This window comes from Streptomyces sp. NPDC059785 (assembly GCF_042732375.1).
Lineage (GTDB): Bacteria > Actinomycetota > Actinomycetes > Streptomycetales > Streptomycetaceae > Streptomyces.
Genome location: NZ_JBHWHV010000002.1, coordinates 217,947 through 241,391, shown reverse-complemented (window position 1 = coordinate 241,391; position 23,445 = coordinate 217,947). Strand labels below are relative to the sequence as shown.

General features: G+C 74.0%; 19 protein-coding genes. 14 read left to right on the top strand and 5 right to left on the bottom strand.

Features of this window, described 5'->3' with window-relative positions; translation table 11 throughout:
* Positions 1-22 precede the first annotated feature (22 nt).
* The 9 genes from ACFV6E_RS02495 to ACFV6E_RS02455 all read left to right on the top strand — a co-directional run bounded on the left by ACFV6E_RS02495 (position 23) and on the right by ACFV6E_RS02455 (position 13,584).
* A complete protein-coding gene (locus ACFV6E_RS02495) occupies positions 23-2,491 on the top strand; it encodes a SpoIIE family protein phosphatase (protein WP_385458945.1) in 2,469 nt (822 codons plus the stop codon).
* 202 nt (positions 2,492-2,693) lie between these two features.
* Positions 2,694-3,419, top strand: a complete 726-nt coding sequence (locus ACFV6E_RS02490; RefSeq protein WP_385161998.1) for a methyltransferase domain-containing protein — start codon at positions 2,694-2,696, stop codon at positions 3,417-3,419.
* A gap of 93 nt (positions 3,420-3,512) precedes the next feature.
* A complete protein-coding gene (locus ACFV6E_RS02485) occupies positions 3,513-4,346 on the top strand; it encodes a M55 family metallopeptidase (RefSeq protein ID WP_385161996.1) in 834 nt (277 codons plus the stop codon).
* Complete coding sequence (locus ACFV6E_RS02480; RefSeq protein WP_385161994.1) at positions 4,339-5,691, top strand: M20/M25/M40 family metallo-hydrolase; 1,353 nt, start codon at positions 4,339-4,341, stop codon at positions 5,689-5,691. Before ACFV6E_RS02485 ends, ACFV6E_RS02480 begins: the two co-directional genes overlap by 8 nt.
* A gap of 16 nt (positions 5,692-5,707) precedes the next feature.
* Positions 5,708-7,699: a prolyl oligopeptidase family serine peptidase gene (locus ACFV6E_RS02475; protein ID WP_385458944.1), complete on the top strand. Its 1,992-nt coding sequence runs from the start codon at positions 5,708-5,710 to the stop codon at positions 7,697-7,699.
* Positions 7,696-8,625, top strand: coding sequence for an LD-carboxypeptidase (locus ACFV6E_RS02470; protein ID WP_385458916.1), 930 nt, complete (start codon positions 7,696-7,698; stop codon positions 8,623-8,625). Before ACFV6E_RS02475 ends, ACFV6E_RS02470 begins: the two co-directional genes overlap by 4 nt.
* Before the next feature lie 498 nt (positions 8,626-9,123).
* The gene (locus tag ACFV6E_RS02465; protein ID WP_385458914.1) at positions 9,124-10,914 is read left to right on the top strand and encodes a CocE/NonD family hydrolase; all 1,791 of its coding nucleotides are present in this window, start codon (positions 9,124-9,126) and stop codon (positions 10,912-10,914) included.
* Positions 10,915-10,966: 52 nt separating this feature from the next.
* Positions 10,967-11,512 (top strand): GNAT family N-acetyltransferase, encoded by a 546-nt coding sequence (locus ACFV6E_RS02460; protein WP_385161988.1) that lies wholly within the window; start codon positions 10,967-10,969, stop codon positions 11,510-11,512.
* A gap of 98 nt (positions 11,513-11,610) precedes the next feature.
* Positions 11,611-13,584, top strand: a complete 1,974-nt coding sequence (locus tag ACFV6E_RS02455) for a DUF5107 domain-containing protein (RefSeq protein ID WP_385458912.1) — start codon at positions 11,611-11,613, stop codon at positions 13,582-13,584.
* 22 nt (positions 13,585-13,606) lie between these two features.
* Here ACFV6E_RS02455 and ACFV6E_RS02450 read toward each other — a convergent pair whose 3' ends face one another.
* On the bottom strand, positions 13,607-13,957 hold the full coding sequence (locus tag ACFV6E_RS02450) for a VOC family protein (protein WP_385161984.1): 351 nt from the start codon (positions 13,955-13,957) through the stop codon (positions 13,607-13,609).
* A gap of 107 nt (positions 13,958-14,064) precedes the next feature.
* Positions 14,065-14,613, bottom strand: coding sequence for a hemerythrin domain-containing protein (locus ACFV6E_RS02445; protein ID WP_385458911.1), 549 nt, complete (start codon positions 14,611-14,613; stop codon positions 14,065-14,067).
* A gap of 111 nt (positions 14,614-14,724) precedes the next feature.
* Between ACFV6E_RS02445 and ACFV6E_RS02440 the strand changes: the two genes are divergently transcribed.
* Positions 14,725-15,270, top strand: coding sequence for a phage holin family protein (locus ACFV6E_RS02440; RefSeq protein WP_385161980.1), 546 nt, complete (start codon positions 14,725-14,727; stop codon positions 15,268-15,270).
* Between the two features lie 37 nt (positions 15,271-15,307).
* On the opposite strand, the gene ACFV6E_RS02435 is transcribed toward ACFV6E_RS02440, so the two are convergent.
* The 3 genes from ACFV6E_RS02435 to ACFV6E_RS02425 form a co-directional block, all read right to left on the bottom strand.
* Complete coding sequence (locus ACFV6E_RS02435) at positions 15,308-16,609, bottom strand: MFS transporter (protein ID WP_385458909.1); 1,302 nt, start codon at positions 16,607-16,609, stop codon at positions 15,308-15,310.
* Between the two features lie 64 nt (positions 16,610-16,673).
* Positions 16,674-17,354, bottom strand: coding sequence for a GntR family transcriptional regulator (locus tag ACFV6E_RS02430; protein WP_385458907.1), 681 nt, complete (start codon positions 17,352-17,354; stop codon positions 16,674-16,676).
* A gap of 65 nt (positions 17,355-17,419) precedes the next feature.
* Positions 17,420-18,373 carry an LLM class F420-dependent oxidoreductase gene (locus ACFV6E_RS02425; RefSeq protein ID WP_385161974.1) on the bottom strand — a complete coding sequence of 318 codons (954 nt, stop codon included), beginning with the start codon at positions 18,371-18,373 and terminating at the stop codon, positions 17,420-17,422.
* Between the two features lie 245 nt (positions 18,374-18,618).
* Here ACFV6E_RS02425 and ACFV6E_RS02420 point away from each other — a divergent pair, with 245 nt between their 5' ends.
* From ACFV6E_RS02420 to gvpO, 4 genes are all read left to right on the top strand, one after another.
* Entirely contained in the window at positions 18,619-20,013 is a 1,395-nt protein-coding gene (locus ACFV6E_RS02420; RefSeq protein ID WP_385458905.1) for an NAD(P)/FAD-dependent oxidoreductase, read from the top strand.
* The gene (locus ACFV6E_RS02415) at positions 20,010-21,857 is read left to right on the top strand and encodes a transketolase (RefSeq protein WP_385458904.1); all 1,848 of its coding nucleotides are present in this window, start codon (positions 20,010-20,012) and stop codon (positions 21,855-21,857) included. The genes ACFV6E_RS02420 and ACFV6E_RS02415 overlap by 4 nt, the downstream gene beginning before the upstream one ends.
* A 66-nt stretch (positions 21,858-21,923) precedes the next feature.
* Positions 21,924-22,853: a non-homologous end-joining DNA ligase gene (gene ligD / locus ACFV6E_RS02410; protein WP_385458902.1), complete on the top strand. Its 930-nt coding sequence runs from the start codon at positions 21,924-21,926 to the stop codon at positions 22,851-22,853.
* Between the two features lie 161 nt (positions 22,854-23,014).
* Entirely contained in the window at positions 23,015-23,383 is a 369-nt protein-coding gene (gene gvpO, locus ACFV6E_RS02405) for a gas vesicle protein GvpO (RefSeq protein WP_385161966.1), read from the top strand.
* Positions 23,384-23,445 lie beyond the last annotated feature (62 nt).

Here is a 23,445-nt window from a genome sequence, read left to right as displayed (position 1 = left end):
GTGGGGAGAGAGGGCCGTGGCCATGGACCGTGGCACCGAAGCGGGCACACCACCCGGCGGCCCCGACGCCGGAGGAGGAGCGGCGGAGCACGCCGTCACGGGCCGCGTCCCCCTGGCCGTCGTCGTGGTCGACCGGGACGGTCTCGTCTCGCACTGGAGCACCGGCGCCCGGCGGCTGTTCGGGGTCTCACGGGACGAGGCGGTGGGCCGCCCCGCCGTCGACCTCCTGCCCGTCTGCGGCGCCCTCCCCGAGGAGGACGACACCACGCCCTACGGGGCGTACGGGATGTACGACGGACTCGGTCCGGGGCTCGAGTCCTCCCTCGACGGGCGGCTGTCCTACCCGGCGGCGGGCCGCGCCCGGCTCACCGTGACGGGACCGGGCCGCATCGACGTCCTGTGGTGGGCGTACCCCCTGGTGGGCCCGGGGCAGGAGCGGCTGCTCGTGCTCGCCGCCGACGCGGGCGCCCTGCGCCACGAGGACGCGGAGGACGACGGCGAGGCGGCCGTCGAGCGCATCGCGCCCGGCTTCGCCCTGCACACCGACTTCCCCGGCTCCCCGGAACTGGCCCGCAGGCTGCCCGACATCCTGCCCAGCATGAGCGTGGCGGAGAGCGCCCGCATCGTCGCGCAGGTCCTCGAACTCGGCTATCCGGTCCTGGAGTTCAGCCGCAACGACCGGGTGCCCGTCACGCCCGACTGGGGCGTGCCCCGGCGGGCCGAGCGCAAGGCGCGCCGGGAGCGGGCGGCCCGGGCGGCCGCCTCGGGCGAGCCCCTGCCGCAGGACGTCGCGGACGAGGGCGAGGACATCGAGTTCGTCGCCGTGCGCGAGCGCCTGGAGTTCCTGAACGAGGTCAGCGGGCGCATCGGCACCTCGCTCGATCTGTCACGGACCATCCTGGAGGTCAGCCGCGCCGTCGTGCCGCGCTTCACGGACGTGGCGGGCACCTATCTGCGCGAGCAGGTCGTCGCCGGCGAAGGGTTCCCGGACGGCGTGCCCGACACGACGACCATGTGGCACCGGGTCGCCCTGGAGCACACCGACGAACCGGGCCGCTGGGACGACGTCGTGCCCGTCGGCGAGGCCATGCCGTTCCCGGCGCACACGCCGTTCTTCCAGTGCATGACCTCCGGCGACCCTGTCCTCGTGCCGCGCATCAGCGAGCAGATGGGGCACATGATCGCCGCGCAGTTCGAGAAGCGCGACATCAGGCCGCTCATCACGCACCGCTCCATGCTGGTCGTCCCGCTGAAGGCGCGGAACGTGGTGCTCGGCTTCATGATCCTGCTGCGCCACCCCGAGCGCGCCGAGTTCAACGACATGGACCGGGTCACCGGCGCCGAACTGGCCGCCCGCGCGGGCCTCGTGCTGGACAACGCGCGCATGTACACGTACCAGGAGAGCGTCGCCGAGACGCTCCAGGACAGCATGCTGCCGCACATCGCGCGGTGCATGGCCGGGTGCGACATCGCCACCCGCTATCTGCCGGGCACGCTGCTCGGCCGGGTCGGCGGCGACTGGTTCGACTCGGTCAAGCTGCCCGGCTCCCGGACCGCCCTGGTCGTCGGCGACGTCATGGGCCACGGCCTCAACTCGGCGGCCATGATGGGCCAGCTGCGCACCGCCGTGCAGACCATGGCCGCGCTCGACCTGCCGCCCGCGCAGCTCCTGCGCAACCTGGACGACCTCGCCCAGCGGCTCGGCGAGCACTACCTGGCGACCTGTCTGTACGCCGTCTACGACCCGATCGCGGGCGAGCTGCACCTCGCCAACGCCGGTCACATCCCGCCCGTCCTGGTCCGTGCCGAGGACGGCAGCAGCGAACTGCTCGACCTGCCGACGGGCGCGCCCATCGGCGTCGGCGGCGTGCCCTTCGAGGCGGTCAGGATCCGGGTGGCACCGGGCGACCGGCTGGTGATGTGCACCGACGGCCTGGTCGAGGTGCGCGGCGAGGACATCGGTGTCGGCCTCGCCACGCTCTGCGAGTCCGCCGCCCACCCGGCGGCCTCCATGGACGACGCCTGCGACACGATCATCCGCGCGCTCAACACTCGCGGCGGCCGCAAGGACGACGTCGCCCTGCTGCTGGCCCGGCTCAACGGCATCGGGCCCGAGGACGTCGCCGAGTGGCGGCTCGCCCGCGACCCCGCCGAGGCGGGCCGGGCCCGCGCCGCGGTCCGCGAACAGCTCCACGTGTGGGGCCTGGCCTCGCTGTCCGACCACGCCGAACTGCTGGTGGGCGAGCTCGTCGCCAACGCCGTACGGCACGCCCACAGCCGTCAGGTCGGGCTGCGGCTGGTCCGCGGCGCCACCCTGCTGTGCGAGGTGGACGACGACGACCACACCCTGCCGACGCTGCTCAGCGCCGGGGTGGGCGACGAGTCCGGCCGCGGGCTGCGGGTGGTCAGCACCCTGGCCCGGGAGTGGGGGACCAGCCGGACGAGCGCGGGCAAGACCGTCTGGTTCGAGCTGACGCTGCCGCGCCGCTGATCCGGACCGCGGCCCGGGGGCCGCACCTGGCACACCGGGCGCACCGGGCAGAAAGGGAACCGGCGGCGCGTACGCCGGGGCGTGCGCGTGGGAACGGACCGTGAAGGAACACGCCTGCCGCTTGTCGGCCACCTCCAAGCGCGATAGACCGAAAACTCACCTGCCGCTACGGCGGGCCGCGCGTGGAACCTGGGGAGCGGGCATGAGTGTGGCGAGCGGGTACAGAGACTCCTGGGAGGGCTTCTGGCGCGAGGCGCCGGGCGAGCAGGGCGCGGTCTTCTGGGACGCGGACCCCGCGCTCACCGTGGCCGTCCACCTGCCCCTGTTCGAGCCCCATGTGACGGCGCCGGGGCTGCCGCTGGTGGACCTCGGCTGCGGCAACGGCACCCAGACCCGCTTCCTCGCCGACCGCTTCCGGCACGTCATCGGCGCGGACCTGGCGGCCGCGGCCCTCGACCACGCCCGGCACGCCGACCCGGCGGGCCAGGCCACGTACCGGCTGCTCGACGCGTCCGAGAAGGCCGAGCTGGAGACGCTGCACGCCGAGCTGGGCGACGCCAACGTCTATGTGCGGGGCGTGCTCCACCAGGTCAGGCCCGAGGACCGGCAGCCGTTCGCGGACGGCCTGGCGACCCTCGTCGGGGAGCGCGGCCGGGTCTTCCTGCTGGAACTGTCCGAGGCCGCCCGTCCCCTCCTGCACGGTCTGGCGGGGGACTCCGCCGGGCCGCCGCCCAAGCTGGCCCCCGTCTTCCGGCACGGCATCGCCCCCGGCGAGATCGCCGACGCGGCGCTGCCCCGCTATCTGCGGGCGGCCGGCCTCACCGTCCTCGCGCAGGGCCGGCTCCCGCTGGTCACCACCGAGCGCACGGCGGACGGCACCCCCCTCGAACTCCCCTCGCACTGGGTGGTGGCGGGCCGGACGGGGTGACGCCGGTGGTACGGGCCGGGAATTCGACACGGGCCCGGTGAGTTGTCCACAGGCTCTGACGGGCTCCCGGCGGAGCGCGTACGGTTTCGCTTCATGAAGATCCTCATCAGCGCCGACATGGAGGGCGCCACGGGTGTGACCTGGCCCGCCGACGTGCTGCCGGGCACACCGCAGTGGGAGCGGTGCCGTTCGCTGTTCACCTCGGACGTCCAAGCGGCCGTGCTCGGCTTCTTCGAGGGCGGCGCCGACGACGTGCTGATCAACGAGGCGCACTGGACGATGCGGAATCTGCTGCTCGAGCGGCTCGACGAGCGGGCGGAGATGCTGACGGGGCGGCACAAGTCCCTGTCCATGGTGGAGGGCGTGCAGCACGGCGACGTGGACGGCATCGCCTTCGTCGGCTACCACGCGGGCGCGGGCATGGAAGGCGTCCTCGCCCACACGTACCTGGCGAACTCGATCACGGGCGTCTGGCTCAACGGGGTCCGCGCCAGCGAGGGCCTGCTCAACGCCCACGTGGTCGCCGAGTACGGAGTGCCGGTGGTCCTCGTCACCGGCGACGACATCGCCTGCGAGGACGCCCTGGGCTATGCCCCGGGGGCCCTGAAGGTCGCCGTCAAGGACCACGTGTCGCGGTACGCGGCCGTCTGCCGCACCCCGGCGCGCACGGCGGCCGACATCACGGCGGCGGCCCGCGAGGCGGCGGCGCTCGCCGTGCGGCACGAACCGGTGGCGGGCGGGCCGTTCACCGTGGCCCTGGAGTTCGACGCCGAGCACCTGGCGATGGCCGCCACCGTCGTGCCGGGTGTGACCCGCACCGGCGAGCGCAAGGTGGCGTACACGAGCGAGACGATGTACGACGGCATCCGCGCCTTCAAGGCGGTCACCACGATCGTCTCGGCCGCGGTGGAGGAACAGTATGGCTGAGCAGACAGCGACGGGAACCCCGGCCGGGACGGCCGCCGGGCAGGTGGACCAGCAGGCGCTCGACGAGGTCGTCCGCTTCACCTCCGACCTCATCCGCATCGACACCAGCAACCACGGCGGCGGCGACTGCCAGGAGCGCCCGGCCGCAGAGTACGCGGCGGCGCTGCTCGCCGAGGCCGGCCTCGAACCGGCCCTCCTGGAGCGCACCAAGGGCCGTACGAACGTGGTGGCGCGCATCGAGGGCACCGACCCCGGAGCCGACGCGCTGCTGCTGCACGGTCATCTGGACGTCGTGCCCGCGCAGGCCGCCGACTGGAGCACGGACCCGTTCTCCGGCGAGATCCGGGACGGCGTCGTCTGGGGCCGGGGCGCGGTCGACATGAAGAACATGGACGCGATGATCCTCGCGGTCGCCCGGCAGTGGGCCAGGCAGGGCGTCCGGCCCCGGCGCGACGTGGTGATCGCGTTCACCGCCGACGAGGAGGCCAGCGCCGAGGACGGCTCGGGCTTCCTCGCCGACGACCATCCGGAGCTCTTCGAGGGCTGCACCGAGGGCGTCGGCGAGTCGGGGGCCTTCACCTTCCACGACGGCGCGGGCCGGCAGCTCTACCCGATCGCGGCGGGCGAGCGCGGCACCGGCTGGCTCAAGCTCACCGCGCGCGGCCGGGCGGGCCACGGTTCGAAGGTCAACCACAGCAACGCGGTCACGCGGCTGTCCGCCGCCATCGCCCGGATCGGCGCGCACCAGTGGCCGGCGCGGCTGACCCCCACCACCGGCGCCGCCCTGACGGGCCTCGCCGGTGTCTACGGCATCGAGCCCGACCTGACGGACGTCGACGCGCTGCTGAGGAAGCTCGGCCCCGCCGCCGCGCTCGTCGAGGCCACGGTCCGCAACAGCGCCAACCCGACCGTGCTCACCGCCGGTTACAAGGTCAACGTCATCCCCGGGGAGGCCGTCGCGTACGTGGACGGGCGCTGGCTGGCCGGCACGGAGGACGAGTTCCGCGCGACCCTCGACCGGCTCACCGGACCGGACGTGGAGTGGGAGTACCACCACCGGGAGGTCGCCCTCCAGGCCCCGGTGGACTCGCCGACGTACGCCCGGATGCGCGCCGCCGTCGAGGAGTTCGCCCCCGAGGGGCACGTCGTGCCGTACTGCATGTCGGGCGGCACGGACGCGAAGCAGTTCTCGCGCCTGGGTATCACCGGATACGGGTTCGCGCCGCTGAAGCTGCCGGAGGGCTTCGACTACCAGGCACTCTTCCACGGCGTGGACGAGCGTGTGCCGGTCGAGGCGCTGCACTTCGGCGTCCGCGTCCTCGACCGCTTCCTGCGTACGGCCTGACGAGGTGGGGAACATGATGCGGCCCTTGCAGACTTCGGCGTACGGGGCGTGGCCGTCCCCGATCGACGCGGCGCTCGCCGCCGCGCACGACGGGACGCCCGAGTACGTGGGCTTCGTCGGCGACGAGCCCTGGTGGACGGAGCCCCGGCCCGGCGAGGGCGGCCGGCGCACCCTCGTCCGCCGCCGGGCGGACGGCACGGAGGAGTCCGTCCTGCCCGCCCCCTGGAACGTGCGCAGTCGCGTCATCGAGTACGGCGGGCAGCCGTGGACCGGACAGCAGGGTCCGAAGGGCCCGCTCGTGGTCTTCGTGAACTACGCCGACCAGCGGCTCTACGGCTACGAGCCCGACGTACCCGGTGCCGAACCCCGGCCGCTCACGCCCGTCTCGCCGGTCGGCGGCGGGCTGCGCTGGGTCGACCCGCAGCTCCGGCCCGGGCGGGGCGAGGTCTGGTGCGTCCTTGAGGAGTTCACCGGCGACGGGCCCTCGGACCTCAGGCGGGTGGCGGCGGCGGTGCCGCTGGACGGCTCGGCCGCCGGGGACCGCGACGCGGTGCGCGAACTGACCGACGACAGCCGCCGGTTCGTCACCGGGCCCCGGCTCTCGCCCGACGGGCGGCGCGCCGCCTGGCTCGCCTGGGACCACCCGCGCATGCCCTGGGACGGCACGGAGCTGATCGTCGCCGACGTGGCGGCCGACGGGACGCTGTCCGGGACGCGCACCGTCGCGGGCGGCCCCGAGGAGTCCGTGGCCCAGGCCGACTGGGCGGACGACGGCACCCTGCTGTACTCCAGCGACCGCACCGGCTGGTGGAACCTCTACCGGCTGGGCCACGACGGCACCGGGACCCCGCTGTGCGCCCGCGACGAGGAGTTCGGCGGACCGCTGTGGAAGATCGGGCAGCGCTGGTTCGCGCCGCTGGACGGGGGGCTGATCGCCGTCGTGCACGGCCGGGGCGCCACCGCGCTCGGCATCCTCGACCCGGAGACCTGCGAGGTGGTCGACGCGGCGGGCCCCTGGACCGAGTTCACCGCGACGCTCGCCGTGCACGGCACCCGGGCCGTCGCCGTCGGGGCCAGCCCGCGCAGCGCCCACGAGGTGGTGGAGCTGGACGCCCGCACCGGCCGGGCCCGGGTGATCGGCGCCGCGCACACCGACCCGGTCGACCCCGCCTTCTACCCGGAGCCGCAGATCCGCACCTTCACCGGCCCCGGCGGCCGCGAGATCCACGCCCACGTCTATCCGCCGCACAACCCCGGCCACGCCGCCCCGGGCGACGAGCTCCCGCCGTACGTGGTGTGGGCGCACGGCGGCCCGACCGGCCGCGCGCCGCTGGTCCTCGACCTGGAGATCGCCTACTTCACCTCGCGCGGCATCGGCATCGCCGAGGTCAACTACGGCGGCTCCACCGGCTACGGACGGGAGTACCGCAACCGGCTGCGCGAGCAGTGGGGCGTGGTCGACGTCGAGGACTGCGCCGCCGTCGCGCAGGCGCTGGCGGACGAGGGCACCGCCGACCGCGCCCGGCTCGCGGTCCGCGGCGGCAGCGCGGGCGGCTGGACCACGGCCGCCTCGCTGACCACCACCGACGTGTACGCGTGCGGCACGATCCTCTACCCCATCCTCGACCTCGCCGAGTGGGGCTCGGGGGAGACGCACGACTTCGAGTCCCGCTACCTGGAGAGCCTGATCGGACCGCTCGCCGAGGTGCCAGGGCGGTACGCGGAGCGCTCGCCCGCCGGGCACGCGGACCGCGTCAGCGCGCCCTTCCTGCTCCTCCAGGGCCTCGACGACCCCATCTGCCCACCCGCCCAGTGCGAGCGGTTCCTGACGGAGCTGGCGCGCACGGGGCAGGGCGTCCCGCACGCCTACCTCACCTTCGCGGGCGAGGGCCACGGCTTCCGGCGGGCCGACACGATGATCCGCGCCCTGGAGTCCGAACTGTCCCTGTACGCCCAGGTCCTCGGCCTCCGGCCACCGGACGTCCCCAGGCTGGAGCTGCGCAAGTGAAGCCGCTGACCCGTCCCGCCCGCCTCACGCCCGGCGCCCGGGTGGCCGTGGTGGCGCCCAGCGGGCCCGTCCCGGAGGAGCGCCTGCAAGCCGGCCTCGACCTGCTGCGCGGCTGGGACCTCGACCCGGTCGTGGCCCCCCATGTCCTGGACCGGCACGCGGACTTCGGCTACCTCGCGGGGACGGACGCCGACCGGGCCGCCGATCTCCAGGCCGCCTGGTGTGATCCGGACGTCGCCGCGGTGTTCTGCGCCCGCGGCGGGTACGGGGCGCAGCGCATGGCCGACCTGCTCGACTGGGACGCCATGACGGCGGCGGGACCCAAGGTGTTCCTCGGCTTCAGCGACATCACGGCCCTGCACGAGGCGTTCGCCGTCCGGGCCGGGCTCGTCACCCTGCACGGGCCGATGGTGGCCGCTGTCGGCTTCCTGAAGAACGCGCGGGCCCAGGAGCACCTGCGGGCCACCCTGTTCGAGCCGGAGACGGTGCGCATGATCACCGCGAACCCCGGGGCGGCGGCGCTCGTGCCGGGCCGGGCGAGCGGTGTGCTGCTCGGCGGCTGTCTGAGCCTGCTCGCCGCCGACCTGGGCACGCCGTACGCCAGGCCGGGCGCCCGGGACGGGCTGCTCTGCCTGGAGGACGTCGGCGAGGAGACGTACCGGCTCGACCGGTATCTGACGCAGCTGCTGCGGGCCGGCTGGCTGGACGGTGTCGCGGGGATCCTGCTGGGCTCCTGGGCCGACTGCTCGCCGTACCCGGAGGTGCGGGCGCTGCTTGCGGACCGGCTCGGCGGGCTCGGGGTGCCGGTGGTGGAGGAGTTCGGCTTCGGCCACGGGGAGGACGCGCTGACGATCCCGTTCGGGGCACGGGCTGAACTCGACGCCCTCGCGGGCACGCTGACCCTGGAGAAACCGGCCTTGGCCTGACCCGACCCGTCCCGACTCGGCCCGCCCCGCCCCCGTCCCGACCCGACTCGGCCCGCCCCGCCCCCGTCCCGACTCGGCCCGCCCCGCCCCCGTCCCGACCCGACTCGGCCCGCCCCCGTCCCGCCCCGACTCGTCCCGCCCCGACTCGGCCCGCCCCGACTCGGCCCGCCCCGACTCGGCCCGCCCCCGTCCCGGCCTGACCGGCGCCGACTTGACCGTCGCCGTCCCGACCCGACTCGGCCCGCCCCGCCCCCGTCCCGCCCCGACTCGGCCCGCCCCCGTCCCGGCCTGACCGGCGCCGACTTGACCGTCGCCGGCCCCGGCCGCGCCAAGGCTCCCACCGGCCCCGGTCCCGGCCCCCTCTTCACTGAATCTCCGTCAAGAAACCCCCGCATCGGTGATTGACCCCGTGTGACACGTGACACAGCATGACTACCGGTCGGTAGGCAGGTTGTCCTCGGTGCCGGTAACCGGGTCGTCCTCAGTGCGGAGGTCTTCGTGTCCCGTCGCTCCCGCGTACGCCGCGTGCGTACGTCGCTCGCCCTGGCCCTCGGTGCCGTGCTCACGGCGCCGTTCGCGTTCGCCACGCCCGCCGCCGCGGCGGACCCGTACACGGTCACGCCGCTGACGTTCACGGTGCGGGCGGGCGGCCGCAGTTGCGCGGTCGACGCGGACCTCTACCGCCCGGACGGCGTGGACCGGGCGCACCCCGCACCGGCCGTGCTGGCGACCAACGGCTTCGGCGGCAGCAAGTCGGACGGCTCGACGGACGCCATCGGCAAGGCGTTCGCGGCCCGCGGCTACGTCGGGCTCGTCTACTCCGGGCTCGGCTTCGGCAGATCGGGCTGCCCGATCTCCCTCGACGACCCGCGCATCGACGGCGCCGCCGCCTCCCGGCTGGTGGACTTCCTGGCGGGCGAGCGCGCGGCCGACGACGGAACCCGGGCCGGATTCGTCACGCAGGACGGCGAGGGAGACCCACGGGTCGGCATGATCGGCGGCTCGTACGGCGGCGCGATCCAGCTCGCCACGGCCGCCGTGGACCACCGGGTCGACGCCCTCGTCCCGATGATCACCTGGCACGACCTGGCGTACGCGCTCGACCCGAACGACGACACAGCCGCCGCCCGCACGGTGCCCGGCGCCTTCAAATGGCAGTGGACCAACGGCTTCTACCTGCTCGGCGAGGGGCAGACCCTGCTGGCCCCGAGCCTCGACCCGTCCCGCATCAACTCGCTGACCTGCCTGCACTTCGTCACCGACGCCTGCGAGACGGTGCGCACCCTGAACTCCGGCAGCTATCCGGCCGCGCGGACGAAGGCGCTGCTCGACTACGCGCGCGGCGTCTCCCCCGTGTCGTACCTGAGCGAGGTGCGTACGCCCACGCTGCTGGTGCAGGGGCAGGCCGACAGCCTCTTCAACCTCAACGAGGCGACGGCCACGTACCGCACGCTGACGGCGCGGGGCGTTCCCGCCAAGCTGATCTGGCAGTCCTGGGGGCACAGCGGCGGAATGACCGACCCGGCGGCCGGTGAACTGGACCTGAGCCAAGGCAATCTGGAGACGAGCTACGTCGGGCGGCGGATCCTCGCGTGGTTCGACCGGTATCTGCACCGGCGGACGGGCACCGACACCGGCCCGGCCGTCGCGTACTACCGCGACTGGGTCGCCGACCCGGACGACACCTACGCGACCGCCCCGGAGGTGCCCGCGCTCAGCCGGACCCTGTACCTCTCCGGCGACGGCAGGCTCGTCGGCGACCGCGCCGACGTCACGGCCGGCAGCCGCACCTACCGCAACGGCCCGCTGCCGAGCAGCCACTCCGAAAGCTCCCTCGCCGGACTGATCGGCCTGCCCGACCCGGCGCCGTACGACACGGCGGGCACGTATCTCGGCTGGACCAGCGAGCCGCTGAGCGGCCCGGTCGAGGTCGCGGGCGCGCCCGAGGCGACGCTGCGGGTCTCCTCGCCGCGCGCCGAGCGCGTGCAGGACTCGGGGAACGCCGCCGACAAACTGGTGCTGTTCGCCAAGCTCTACGACGTCGCGCCCGACGGCACGAAGACGCTGGTGCACCGGCTGGTGGCGCCGGTGCGGGTGGCGGACGTGACGAAGAGCTTCACCGTCACCCTGCCGGGCATCGTGCACCGGTACGAGAAGGGCCACCGGCTGCGGTTCGTGGTGGCCGCCAGTGACGGCGCCTACTTCGGCAACCGGGGGGTGAAGCCGGTGACCGTCAGCAGCACCCCGCAGGACACCGGGGTCCTCAGGCTGCCGGTCGTCGGCGGCTGAGAGCCGGTGGACGACCCGGGAGCGGGAAAGCCCGGTCGCGTACTGTGGCGGGATGCCTGAGAACCCCCGACACCTCGCCGAGGGCCCCCGGGTGGCCATCCGGCCGTACACCCTGGACGACGGTGCCGAGTTCACCCGGCGGGCGCGGGAGAGCAAGGAACTGCACCACCCGTGGCTGTTCCCGCCGACCGGCCTCGACGCGTTCACCGCCTACGCGCGGCGGCTCATCGAGGACCCCACGAAGGCCGGGTTCCTGGTCTGTGAGCGGGACGGCGGAGCCATCGCCGGGTTCATCAACATCAACAACATCGTCCAGGGCGCCTTCCTGAGCGGCGCGCTGGGCTACGGGGCCTTCGCGCACGCCGCCGGGCGCGGCCTGATGGGCGAGGGCCTCGCGCTCGTCGTCGGCCACGCCTTCGACCGGATGCGGCTGCACCGCCTGGAGATCAACGTGCAGCCGGACAACGCCGCCTCCATCGCGCTCGCCCGGCGCTGCGGCTTCCGCCTTGAGGGCTTCTCACCGGACTTCCTGCACATCAACGGCGCCTGGCGGGACCACGAGCGGTGGGCGATCACCGCGGAGATGGACCGCCCGTGACGGTGCGGAGCACCGGCGGCGGCCCGTTCCCCTTTGCGCAATACTGACCGGATCCTGACGGACGGACACCCTGGTCAGGTGCACGACGACGCTGTTCCATGGTCGTCGTGACGACGATCCGACGCGAGGTACTGACGCTGCCGGCCGCGGAGCTGGGCCCGGGCAATCCGCTGCCGCCGCTGCGCCCGCTGGACGAGACGCACCGCATCGACGAGCGCGACCGGCGCGAGCTGCCGCCCGACATGGCCCGGCAGATCGGCCACGCACCGCTGCGCAGCGTCCTGCCCGAGCGCATCAGGGACGGCTACGGCAGAACCCGCGCGCCGCGCGAGATGCCCGCGCTCGTGATCGAGAACGACCGGCTGCGCGCCACCGTGCTGCCGGGCTGCGGCGGCCGGGTCGTCTCCCTCTTCCACAAGCCCTCCGCGCGCGAACTCCTCTACCGCAACCCGGTGCTGCAACCGGCCTGCTTCGCGCTGAACGGCGCCTGGTTCTCCGGCGGCATCGAGTGGAACATCGGCGCCACCGGCCACACGGCGCTCTCCTGCGCCCCGGTGCACGCCGCCCGCGTCACGGCGCCCGACGGTGGCGACATGCTGCGCCTGTGGGAGTGGGAGCGGCTGCGCGACCTGCCCTTCCAGGTCGACCTGTGGCTGCCCGAGGGCTCCGACTTCCTGTACGCGGGCGTCCGGATCCGCAACCCGCACGAACGGACCGCGCCCCTGTACTGGTGGTCCAACATCGCTGTGCCCGAGGACCGCCGTGTCCTCGCCCCGGCCGACGCGGCCTGGCAGTTCGGCTACGAGCGCAGGCTCCGCCGGGTGCCCGTGCCCGCCGACGGCGGCACCGACCAAACGTACCCCGGTAACAGCACGTATCCGGGCGACTGGTTCTACGAGATCCCCGACGGGCGGCGGCGCTGGATCGCCGCCCTGGACGACGCGGGCGACGGCCTCGTGCAGACCTCGACCGACACGCTGCGCGGCCGCAAGCTCTTCGTCTGGGGCACGGGCCCCGGCGGTCGCCGCTGGCAGGAGTGGCTGACCGAGCCCGGCACCGGCGGCTACTGCGAGATCCAGGCCGGGATCGCCCGCACCCAGCTCGAACACGTGCCGCTCGACGCGGAGAGCGAGGTGTCCTGGCTGGAGGCGTACGGACCGCTCGGCGCCGACCCCGGCACGGCGCTCGGCCCGGACTGGGCCGCGGCGCTGGCGGAGACGGAGGTCCGCCTGGAGACGGCCCTGCCGCGCGCCGACGTGGACGCCGCGTACGCGCGCTGGCTGCCCTGCGCCGACACCGAACCCGGCGAGATGCTGGCCACCGGCTCCGGCTGGGGCGCCCTCGAAGTACTGCGCGCGTCGTACAAACTGCCGGGCACCCCGTTCGACGAGAGCACGCTCGGCGACGTACAGGCGCCGTGGCGGGAGCTGCTGGAGACCGGGTCCTTCCCCGAGCCGCGCCGAGTGGGGCCGCCGGGGGAGAGCCTGGTGGCGCGGCCCTGGCGGGACATGCTGGAGACGGCGCCCGCCCGGCCGCTGACCGAGTACCACCTCGGGGTCGCGCAGTGGCACGCGGGCGACCGGGCCCAGGCCGTGCGGAGCTGGGAACGGGCGCTGGAACTCGCCCCGTCGCAGTGGCCGTTGCTGCGCTGCCTGGCCGTCGCCGACCAGCAGGAGGGGCACCACGAGCGGGCCGCCGACCGGTACGCGGAGGCGTTCGACGACCTGTGCCGGGAACGCCGCGACGACGGTACGGCCTGGACGGCGGCGACCGCGGCGCTCGGCCGCGAGGCCATCGATGCGCTGCTCACGGCGCGCCGCCCGGCGGCGGCGCGCGCGGTGTGGGAGCGGCTGCGGCCCCGGACCCGCGAGCGCGGCAGGTTCCGGCTGATCGAGGCGCGGCTGCTGCTCGCCGAGGGCGACCGGGAGGCCGCGCGGGCGGTCTTCGACGCCGGTTTCGAGGTGGCCGACCTGCGGGAGGGCGCCGAGGCCATCGGTGAACTGTGGGCACGGCTCACCGACGCACCGCTGCCCGCCCGCTACGACTTCCGCATGCGGCCACCGGCGGACTGACCACCGCCGTACGGGACCCGCGTCACTCCCCGCGGCGGTCCACGTACTCGTACACCATGCCGTCGGGGTGCATCGCGATGAGATTGCGGCCGGCCGGGGACGTGATCGGGCCGGCCAGCACATGGGCGCCCGACTCGGTGAGCACCCGGTTGGCCTCGTCGACATCCTTGACGGCGATGGTGGCGGCGACCTTCCGCAGCACTTCGAGCTCGGCCTCGGGGCCGCTCATCAGCAGGAAACAGCCGATCGCGGCGACGGAGACGCCGCCGCGCTCGAAGCGCAGGGCCTGTCCGCCCGCCAGTCTCTCGTAGAAGGGGACCGCAGTCTCCAGGTCGTCGACGCAGATGCGCAGCGTGGCTCCCAGAATTTCCATGGGGACGAGCCTAGTTGGGGCCGGCCGGGCAGGAGATCGTTTCGGGCGGATCCCCGGCCCGGCCGGCCCCGCGGGCCTGCGGCCGGCCCGCCGTGCCGCCGGTGGCGTCAGCCCATGGCCTTGCGGATGACGTCACGCGTGCGGTCGATGACGGCGGCCACCGGCCCCGTCGCCAGGTTCTTCGGCGCCGTGTCCGTCCCCGGGTGCGGGCGGGTGGGCGCGACGCTCTCGGCGGCCTTCACCGCGCGGGCCAGGTTCTTCAGCTTGCCGCGGTCGGCGACGTCCGCGAAGCGGGAGAACTCGTACCGCTCCTCGGCCTCCGCGTGGGCCAGCACGTCCCGGCGCAGCGCGGTGAACTGCTCCATGAACTCCGGGGAGCCGGGGTCCATGTCGTCGAGGCGGTACAGCACCTGCTTGGCGTGTTCCTCCTCCTCGACGCGCTCCTTGACGATCTGTTCGCCACCCTCGATGTTCCGGCGTGCGAAGGGGTGGACGACTTCCTCCTCGGCGGTCTCGTGCACCGCGAGAAGCCGGACGAGCTCATGGAAGGTGCGCTTGCGTTCGTCGCCCTCGGTTGCCGCAACCCGGTCGAGCAGTTCGCGAATCCTCGTGTGCTGCGCCTTCAGCAGCTCCACGACATCGGTGTGCTCGGGCATCCTCTCTGCCACTTCCTTCGTGGGTAGGGGGTGGTGCGGAACCGGGCGGGTACCCGCGCCACCCGGCGTTAGTCGCGGTGTTGTCCGCGGGTGCCCGGGTACCCGTGCGGCATGGAGCGCTTGGACCACTTAGACCATCTGGACAAGAACCTCGTCGACGAACTGGCGCAGGTGGCAAGGGAAACGGTGCGCGACGAGCTGCGGGAACAGACCCGCAAGCAGCGCCGTACCGCCGCCCTGTACGCCGGTTCGGGCGCGCTCGCCCTGTACGCGGGCGCGGCGCTGTCGCTCGCCGTCGGGCTGGCGCTCGCACGGGCGCTGCCCGACTGGGCCGCGGCGCTGATCACCGCCGCGCTGCTCGGCGTCGCCGCGTATCTGCTGCGGAACATGGCCCGCCCGTCCGCGCCGCGGACCCCGGCCGGCTCCGCGAGCGCCGTCGCCGGTGCCGCACCGGCCACGCCCCCGGCCGGCCCCGGCATCATGCACCCGCCGGTGCCGCCCGTACCGTCCGACCCGCCCACGGTGGGTGACGGCCCGTCAGGCACCCCTGGCGCCGCGGACACCCCGGGCACCGCCGACACCTCGGGCCCCGCGGGCGCGGACGCGGCGCAGCAGAGCGGACCGACCCCGGGCACCCCGCGGGACGCGCACCGGTGAGAAGCGGTGAACTCGGGGGCGGCGCACGGGCCTTGCCTCACACGGCTTGCCGCTGCCGCCCCGCCGCGGACGCCCGGTCCCGGGCGCCGGTGAGCACCAGCGCCAGGCAGGCCACGGCCGTGACGGCCACCAGGGCCAGCATGAGCGGGTAGGGCAGCCACCCCGACAGCGCCGCCAGAACCGTGGGGAGCAGGAAACCGGCGTACGCGAAGGTGTAGTAGACGCCGGTCAGTCCGGCCAGGTCGTCCGGGCCCGCCATGCGCTGTATCTCCAGCAGCCCGGACACCACCGCGATGCCGTACCCGGCGCCCAGGACGGCCGCGGCCGCCACGGCCAGCCAGGGCGACAGCAGCACCGCGTCGGCCGCGCACAGCGCCGCGCCGAGGACCATGACGGCCATCGCGGCCACCGGGGCCCGCCCCTTCGCGGCACCCGCCCCGGCGTGCAGCCGCTTGGCGAGCGGCTGCACGGCGGCGCCCGTGCCCAGGGTCAGCACGGTCAGACCGGTCGCGTAGGCGAGCCCCCAGTTCCCCACCCGCGAGCCGACGAGCTGGGGCATGACCGCGTACGCGAGCCCCGCCGCCCCGAACACCCAGGGCGCCATCGGCAGGACCACCAGCCGGAACCGCCTGCGGGCGGGCGCGGGCACCCGCAGGTCGTCCACCAGCGTCGCGAGGAGTTCCCGTACGGAAGCGGCCGGGCCGTCCGGTGCCGGGCGGCGGGTCTCGGGGACCTTCAGCAGCAGTACGGGCAGGGCGGCGGTCAGCAGTACGTGCACCACGTACGGCGTCACCATGGGCCACGGGCCCCACTGGGCGAGCAGGCCCGCGACGCCCGCGCCGAGCCCGAACCCGGCCGTCTGGCACAGCGCGGCCCGCCGTGCGGCGAGACCGCTGTCCGCCGCGCCGTCCTCGCCCGCCGACAGCTCCTTGACCCAAGCGCTGCCGACCGCCATGGCGATGCCGACCGCGATCCCGGTGAGCAGCCGGCCGCCGTAGAGCGGCCAGGGGCTGTGACCGCCGAAGCAGAGCACGACGCTCGCGGCGGCGGACGCGACGGTCCCGGCCACCAGGACGGGACGGCGCCCGCGGCGGTCCGAGACGGGACCGGCCAGCAGCAGACCCGGTACGAGTCCGACGACGTACGCGCCGAGGAACGCGTCGACGCTGAGCGCGGAGTAGCCGCCGAGCCGGCGGTACATCAGCAGCAGAGGCGTGAACTGGTTGCCGCCCCAGCCGCAGACGAACATCGCGGCGGCGACGGTACGCCAGGCGTGCGGCCGGGACAGGGCGGAGGCGGGCAGGGCGGACGGCAGAGGGGCCTGCCGGGTGTCGGACATGGTGGAGCCGGGCTTTCGTACGTGCGTCAGGGGGTGCGCGGGTGCCGGGGGAGGCGCCGACGGGTCAGCGCTTGTCCGCGACGGGCGGGTGCGGGGCGCCGTGAGTCGCGGTGAGGTGGTCGAGGAGGGCCGCCGCGAAGGCGGGGGCGTCGCCCGCCCCCAGGTGGCCGAGCAGCGTCTCGTGCTCGTCGGCCAGCAGGGCGAGCCGCTCGGGCCGCACCCGCAGCGCGGAGACGCTCATACGGCGCTGCCGGTCGCCGAGGGTGGCGTAGAAGCGGCCGGCGAGCCGGTTCCCGGACGCCTCGACGATGCCCCGGTGGAACGCCTCGTCCGCCGCCGCGAAGGCGTCGACGTCCGCGGCCTCCGCGAGCGCGCGCTGACGGACGATCAGCTCGCGCAGCTCCTCCTCGTGCCCGGCGGACAGACCGGTGCGGGCCAGGCGCTCCGCCGCGGACCGCTCGAGGGCGAGCCGCAGCTCCAGTACGTCCGCCGCCTCGCCGGGCGGTACGGGCACCACGACCGCGCCGCGCTTGGGGTGCAGCGCGAGCAGGTCCTCGGACGCCAGCCGCAGGAACGCCTCGCGGACCGGCGTCCTGCTCACCCGGACCCGCTCGGCGATCTCGCCCTCGCTGATCAGGCTGCCCGCGGGCAGCTCGCCGGTGAGGATCAGTTCCTTGGTCATCGCGTACACCGTGTGCGCCGCGGAGGCGGCTCTGGGCGGCGCGGGACGGGAGGTGGGGGGCATGGGCACACCCTAGCACCGCATAGATACAAGCTTGTATCCATGCGGTGCCGGTGGAGGAAGCCGGGCTACTGGAGCTGCGGCAGCACCTTCGTGCGGTAGAAGTCGAAGAAGCCGCGCTGGTCCGGGCCGATCTGGCTGACGTAGACCCGGTCGAAGCCCGCGTCGGCGTAGGCGGAGAGCGCGGCGACGTGCTCGTCCACGTCGTCGCCGCAGACCCGCATCTCGCGGACCGTGTCCTCCGTTACCAGGGGTTCGAGCTGCTCGAAGTGGCGCGGCGTGGGCAGGATCTGGCCCATCTCGCCGGGCAGCAGCTCACTCGACCACAGCTTGCGGACGGTGGCGACCGCCTCGTCCCGGTCCGGCCCGTAGCAGACCTTCGTACCGCCGCTCACCAGCTTCGCGCCGCCGCCGCCCTTGCGGAACTGCTCCACCATCGGCTCGTCGGGTGTCATCGTGATGTAGCCGTCGCCGATCCGGGACGCCAGCGCCGTCGCCTGCGGGCCGAAGCCGGAGACGTCGATCGGGACCGGCTCGTCGGGGACCGTGTAGAGGCGGGCGTTCTCCACCGTGTAGTGCGTGCCGTGGTGGTTGACCTCCTCGCCGGTGAAGAGATGGCGCATCACCTGGACCGCCTCCTCCAGCATCTCCAGGCGGACGTGCGCGGGCGGCCAGTGGTCGCCGAGCACGTGCTCGTTGAGCGCCTCGCCGGAGCCCACGCCGAGCCGGAAGCGGCCGTCCGTCATGACGGCGCTGGTCGCGGCGGCCTGCGCGACCACCGCCGGATGCATCCGCACGGTGGGACAGGTGACCGCCGTCTGGACCGGCAGCGACACCGCCTCGGTGAGCGCCCCGATCACGGACCACACGAAGGGCGCCTGGCCCTGCGCGCCGTTCCAGGGGTGGTAGTGGTCGGAGATCCACAGGTGCTGGAACCCCGCCTGCTCGGCCATGCGGGCCTGTTCCACGAGGTCCGCGGGACCGGACTGCTCGGTCGACAGGAAGTAGCCGTACTCGGCCATGGGGCACCTCCGCGGCGGTGGTTCGGGGGATGTGCAGAGCCGCGGCCCGGGTAACCCCGTGGCCCGCCGCGAAACGCCCGCCGGGGCCCGGAAACGCCCGCTTGCGCGAGCCCCGTCACGTTTGGCCGTCCTGGTCAGGGAAACGCGGTAAGCCCGACGCGCGACCATGCCGGGCGAGCGCGGCGAACGACCCCGACCGACGACCGGCAGGACCAGCGAACGACCCCGACCGACGGAGGCGAACCGTGGCTCGACCCCGCATCGTGATCGTCGGTGCCGGTTTCGCGGGATACCGAACGGCCCGCACCCTGTCCCGGATGAGCCGCGGCAAGGCGGACATCACCGTGGTGAATCCGACGGACTACTTCCTCTACCTGCCGCTGCTGCCCCAGGTCGCGGCCGGCGTCCTGGAACCGCGCCGCGTCACCGTCTCCCTCACCGGGACCCTGCCCGGCGTACGGCTGGTGCTCGGCGAGGCCGACGACATCGACCTCGACGGGCGCACCGTCCACTACACCGGCCCCGAGGGCGAGGGCGGCACGCTGGCGTACGACCGCCTCGTGATCGCCGTGGGCAGCGTGAACAAGCTGCTGCCGATCCCCGGTGTCGCCGAGAACGCGCACGGTTTCCGGGGCATGCCCGAGGCGCTGTACCTGCGCGACCACCTCGTCCGCCAGCTCGAGCTGGCCGCCGCCGCGGGCGACGCGGAGTCCTGCGCCGCCCGCTGCACCTTCGTGGTGGTCGGTGCCGGCTACACCGGTACCGAGGTCGCCGCGCACGGGAAGATCATGACCGACGAGATCGTCCGCGGGCAGCCGCTCATGGCGGGCGTACGGCCGCGCTGGCTGCTGCTGGACGTCGCCGACCGGGTCCTGCCGGGCCTGGACGAACGGCTCGCCCGCACCGCGGACCGCGTGCTGCGGCAGCGCGGCGTGGAGGTCCGGATGAAGACGTCCGTGCAGGAGGCGACCGCGACCGGCGTACGGCTCAGCGACGGGGAGGACATCGACACCAGGACCCTGGTCTGGTGCGTCGGCGTGCGTCCCGACCCGCTCGTGGAGAGCCTCGGCCGCCCGCAGGAGAAGGGGCGGCTCCTCGTCGACGAGTACCTCCAGGTGCCCGGGTGCCCGGAGGTGTTCGCCTGCGGCGACGCGGCGGCGGTGCCCGACCTGGAGAACCCGGGGCAGTACACGCCGATGACGGCCCAGCACGCCTGGCGGCACGGGAAGACCGCGGCCCGCAACGTCGCGGCCTCCCTCGGTGTCGGCGAGCGGCGCGCCTACCACCACCGGGACCTCGGCTTCACCGTGGACCTCGGCGGCGTCAAGGGCGCCGCGAACCCGCTGCACATCCCGCTCGCGGGACCGCTCGCCGGAGCGGTCACCCGCGGCTACCATCTCGCCGCCATGCCGGCCAACCGCGTCCGGGTAGCCGCCGACTGGCTCCTGGACGCCGTACTCCCGCGCCAGGCCGTCCAGTTGGGCCTGGTCCGCTCGTGGTCGGTGCCGCTGGACACCGCGTCGCCCGAACTGCCGCACATGACCCCACCCGACAACGGCGCGGGCCGGAGCACCGCCGGCGCCACCCAAGCCGAGGACACGTCCGGAAACACCGGCGATTCGGCGGAAGGAGACTCATGAACAACAGCGAACTGGCCGAGTTGGGGCAGCAGTTGCGGGTGGACAGCGTGCGCGCCGCCGCGGCGGCGGGCTCCGGCCACCCCACGTCCTCGATGAGCGCCGCCGACCTGATGGCCGTCCTGCTGGCGCGCCACTTCCGCTACGACTTCGACAAGCCCGACCATCCCGGCAACGACCGCTTCGTGCTCTCCAAGGGGCACGCCTCGCCGCTGCTGTACTCCGCGTTCAAGGCGGCCGGCGCCATCGACGACGAGGAACTGCTCACCTTCCGGGGGCTCGGCAGCAGGCTCGAAGGACACCCGACGCCGCGCCGGCTGCCCTGGGTGGAGACCGCCACCGGATCGCTCGGCCAGGGCCTGCCCGTCGGCGTCGGCATCGCGCTGGCCGGCAAGCGCCTGGACCGCACCGGCTACCGGGTCTGGGTCGTCTGCGGGGACAGCGAACTCGCCGAGGGCTCGATCTGGGAGGCCGCCGAACACGCCGCCTTCGAGCACCTCGACAACCTGATCGCGATCGTCGACGTCAACCGGCTCGGCCAGCGCGGCCCCACCCGGCACGGCCACGACCTCGACGCCTACGCCCGCCGCTTCAAGGCGTTCGGCTGGCACACCGTCGAGATCGAGGGCCACGACATCGACGCCATCGACCGGGCGTACGCGGAGGCCGAGTCCACCACCGGACAGCCGTCCGTGATCCTCGCCCGCACCCTCAAGGGCAAGGGCGTCAAGGCCGTCGAGGACCGCGAGGGCATGCACGGCAAGCCCGTGCCCGACGCGGACGAGGCCATCGAGGAGCTCGGCGGCCGGCGCGACCTGCGCATCCAGGTGCAGCAGCCGCCGGCCGCGCGGTCGCTGCACGCCGTCCGCGCCGGACACCTGGAGCTGCCGCGCTTCGACCCCGGCGACGAGGTCGCCACCCGGGACGCCTACGGGCAGGCGCTGACCGCGCTCGGCGGCGCCCGCGGCGACGTGGTCGTCCTGGACGGCGAGGTCGGCGACTCCACCAAGTCCGAGGCGTTCCACAAGGAACACCCCGACCGCTACTTCGAGTGCTACATCGCCGAGCAGCAGATGGTCGCCGCCGCGGTCGGCCTGGCCGCGCGCGGCCACGTGCCCTACGCCGCGACGTTCGCCGCGTTCTTCACCCGCGCCTACGATTTCGTACGCATGGCGTCCATCAGCGGCTCCGGCATCAACCTCGTCGGCTCGCACGCGGGCTGCGCCATCGGCCAGGACGGGCCCTCCCAGATGGGTCTGGAAGACCTGGCGATGTTCCGCGCCCTGTACGAGTCGACCGTGCTCTACCCGTGCGACGCCAACCAGACGGCGAAGCTCATCGGCGAGATGGCGGACCTGGAGGGCATCCGCTATCTGCGCACCTCCCGCGGCAAGAGCCCGGTGATCTACGGGCCCGACGAGGAGTTCCCGGTCGGCGGCAGCAAGGTGCTGCGCTCCTCCGGCGACGACCGGCTGACCGTCGTCGCGGCGGGCGTCACCCTGCACGAGGCGCTGGCCGCGGCCGACGCGCTCGACGCCGAGGGCATCAAGGTCCGGGTGATCGACCTGTACTCGGTCAAGCCGGTCGACCGGGACACCCTGCGCGAGGCCGCCGAGCAGACCGGCTGCCTGCTCACCGTGGAGGACCACCGCGAGGAGGGCGGCATCGGGGACGCGGTCCTCGACGCCTTCGTCGACGGCCGGCCCGCCCCGCGCCTGGTCCGGCTCGCCGTGCGCACCATGCCGGGCTCGGCGACGCCCGAGGAACAGCTCCACGAGGCCGGTATCGACGCCGGGTCGATCGCGGCCGCCGCCCGGCTCCTGGTGGAGGAGAACGTGGTGCGCTGAAGCCGGCCCGCCGCCCGGCCCGCGCCCGGCACCGCCCGCCCGTCACCGTCCGCAGGAGGAACCACGATGAGCAGCGCACGGACGGTGCGGGCGGGCCGCCGCACCGTGGAGATCCACCGCCCCGACAAGGTGCTGTTCCCCGCGGAGGGGACGGGCGGGGGCGGCGCCGAGTACACCAAGGCGGACCTCGTCGAGTACTACCGGTCCGTCGCCCCCTTCATGCTGCCGCACCTGCGCGGCCGGCCGCTGATGCTGGAACGCCACCCCGACGGCGTGGGCGGACCGATGTTCATGCAGAAGAACACCCCGGACCACTACCCGGAGTGGATCGAGCGGGTGGAGCTGCCCAAGGAGGGCGGCACCGTCACGCACACCGTGTGCGAGGACGCGGCCACCCTGGTCTACCTCGCCGACCAGGCGTGCCTGACCGTGCACCGCTGGCTGTCCCGGGCGGACAGCCCCGACCGGCCCGACCGCCTGGTCTTCGACCTGGACCCCGCCGTGGACGACTTCGCCGCGGTGCGCGAGGCCGCCGCGCTGCTGGGCGAGCTCCTCGACGAACTGAGGCTGCCCTCCGCGCTCATGACCACCGGCTCGCGCGGTCTGCACGTCGTCGTGCCGCTGAACGGGCGGGCGGACTTCGACGAGGTGCGGGAGTTCGCCAAGTCCGTCGCGGACACCCTCGCCGGCTCGCACCCCGACACGCTGACCACCGCCGCCCGCAAGAAGGAGCGCGGCGACCGGCTCTACCTGGACGTGCAGCGCAACGGCTACGCGCAGACCGCCGTGGCGCCCTTCACCGTCCGCGCGAAGGCGGGCGCCCCCGTCGCCATGCCCATCTCCTGGGACCAGCTGGGCGACAAGGGGCTCGACGCCCGTCGCTGGACCGTCGCCGACGCCCTGGAGCAGGCGCGCACCCGCCCCTGGGAGGGGCTCATGTCGCGGGGCCGCGCCCTCGGTCCGGCCCGGCGCAGGCTCGACGCACTGCGCGGCTGACGCGGCACCGACTCAGCAGGGCCGGTGCCACGCGGCTGACGTGGCACTACCGCAATCGAACGGCCGGGGCGGAACACCGCCCCGGCCTCGCACTTTCCTGGGGCAGTTGCACGAAAAGGTTTGGCCAACGCCCTTCGGGCCACACGGTGTTAGAGGTGGCCATGTCGAACACATCAAACACATCCAAGTCACAACGTTCACAGGACTCCCCCGAGCCGAAGGGGAGCAACGACAACAAAGACACCGCGGCGCAAGACCTGCCGAAGCCCATGGAGATCCTGCGGCACGCCCGTGCCCAGCTCGCCGAACTCACCGGGCTCACACCGGAGTCCGTCTCGTCCTTCGAACAGACCGAGGACGGCTGGATCCTGGAGGTCGAGGTCCTGGAAGTGGTCCGGGTGCCCGACACCATGAGCCTGCTCGCGACCTACCAGGTGGAGCTCGACCATCAGGGCGATCTCACCGGTTACCGCCGCATACGTCGCTACGAACGCGGGCGGGCCGATTCCCGCAGGTCCGGCGGCCGTTGAGCCGCCGCTCGGCCTCGGCCGCTGCCCGCGCAGCATCGACAGACTTAGGAGGACCGGACGCC

Coding starts and splice junctions, on each gene's coding strand:
- ACFV6E_RS02495 (WP_385458945.1), top strand. CDS start 23: ATGGACCGTGGCACCGAAGCGGGCACACCACCCGGCGGCCCCGACGCC.
- ACFV6E_RS02490 (WP_385161998.1), top strand. CDS start 2,694: ATGAGTGTGGCGAGCGGGTACAGAGACTCCTGGGAGGGCTTCTGGCGC.
- ACFV6E_RS02485 (WP_385161996.1), top strand. CDS start 3,513: ATGAAGATCCTCATCAGCGCCGACATGGAGGGCGCCACGGGTGTGACC.
- ACFV6E_RS02480 (WP_385161994.1), top strand. CDS start 4,339: ATGGCTGAGCAGACAGCGACGGGAACCCCGGCCGGGACGGCCGCCGGG.
- ACFV6E_RS02475 (WP_385458944.1), top strand. CDS start 5,708: ATGCGGCCCTTGCAGACTTCGGCGTACGGGGCGTGGCCGTCCCCGATC.
- ACFV6E_RS02460 (WP_385161988.1), top strand. CDS start 10,967: ATGCCTGAGAACCCCCGACACCTCGCCGAGGGCCCCCGGGTGGCCATC.
- ACFV6E_RS02455 (WP_385458912.1), top strand. CDS start 11,611: ATGGTCGTCGTGACGACGATCCGACGCGAGGTACTGACGCTGCCGGCC.
- ACFV6E_RS02450 (WP_385161984.1), bottom strand. CDS start 13,957: ATGGAAATTCTGGGAGCCACGCTGCGCATCTGCGTCGACGACCTGGAG.
- ACFV6E_RS02445 (WP_385458911.1), bottom strand. CDS start 14,613: ATGCCCGAGCACACCGATGTCGTGGAGCTGCTGAAGGCGCAGCACACG.
- ACFV6E_RS02440 (WP_385161980.1), top strand. CDS start 14,725: ATGGAGCGCTTGGACCACTTAGACCATCTGGACAAGAACCTCGTCGAC.
- ACFV6E_RS02435 (WP_385458909.1), bottom strand. CDS start 16,609: ATGTCCGACACCCGGCAGGCCCCTCTGCCGTCCGCCCTGCCCGCCTCC.
- ACFV6E_RS02430 (WP_385458907.1), bottom strand. CDS start 17,354: ATGCCCCCCACCTCCCGTCCCGCGCCGCCCAGAGCCGCCTCCGCGGCG.
- ACFV6E_RS02425 (WP_385161974.1), bottom strand. CDS start 18,373: ATGGCCGAGTACGGCTACTTCCTGTCGACCGAGCAGTCCGGTCCCGCG.
- ACFV6E_RS02415 (WP_385458904.1), top strand. CDS start 20,010: ATGAACAACAGCGAACTGGCCGAGTTGGGGCAGCAGTTGCGGGTGGAC.
- ligD (WP_385458902.1), top strand. CDS start 21,924: ATGAGCAGCGCACGGACGGTGCGGGCGGGCCGCCGCACCGTGGAGATC.
- gvpO (WP_385161966.1), top strand. CDS start 23,015: ATGTCGAACACATCAAACACATCCAAGTCACAACGTTCACAGGACTCC.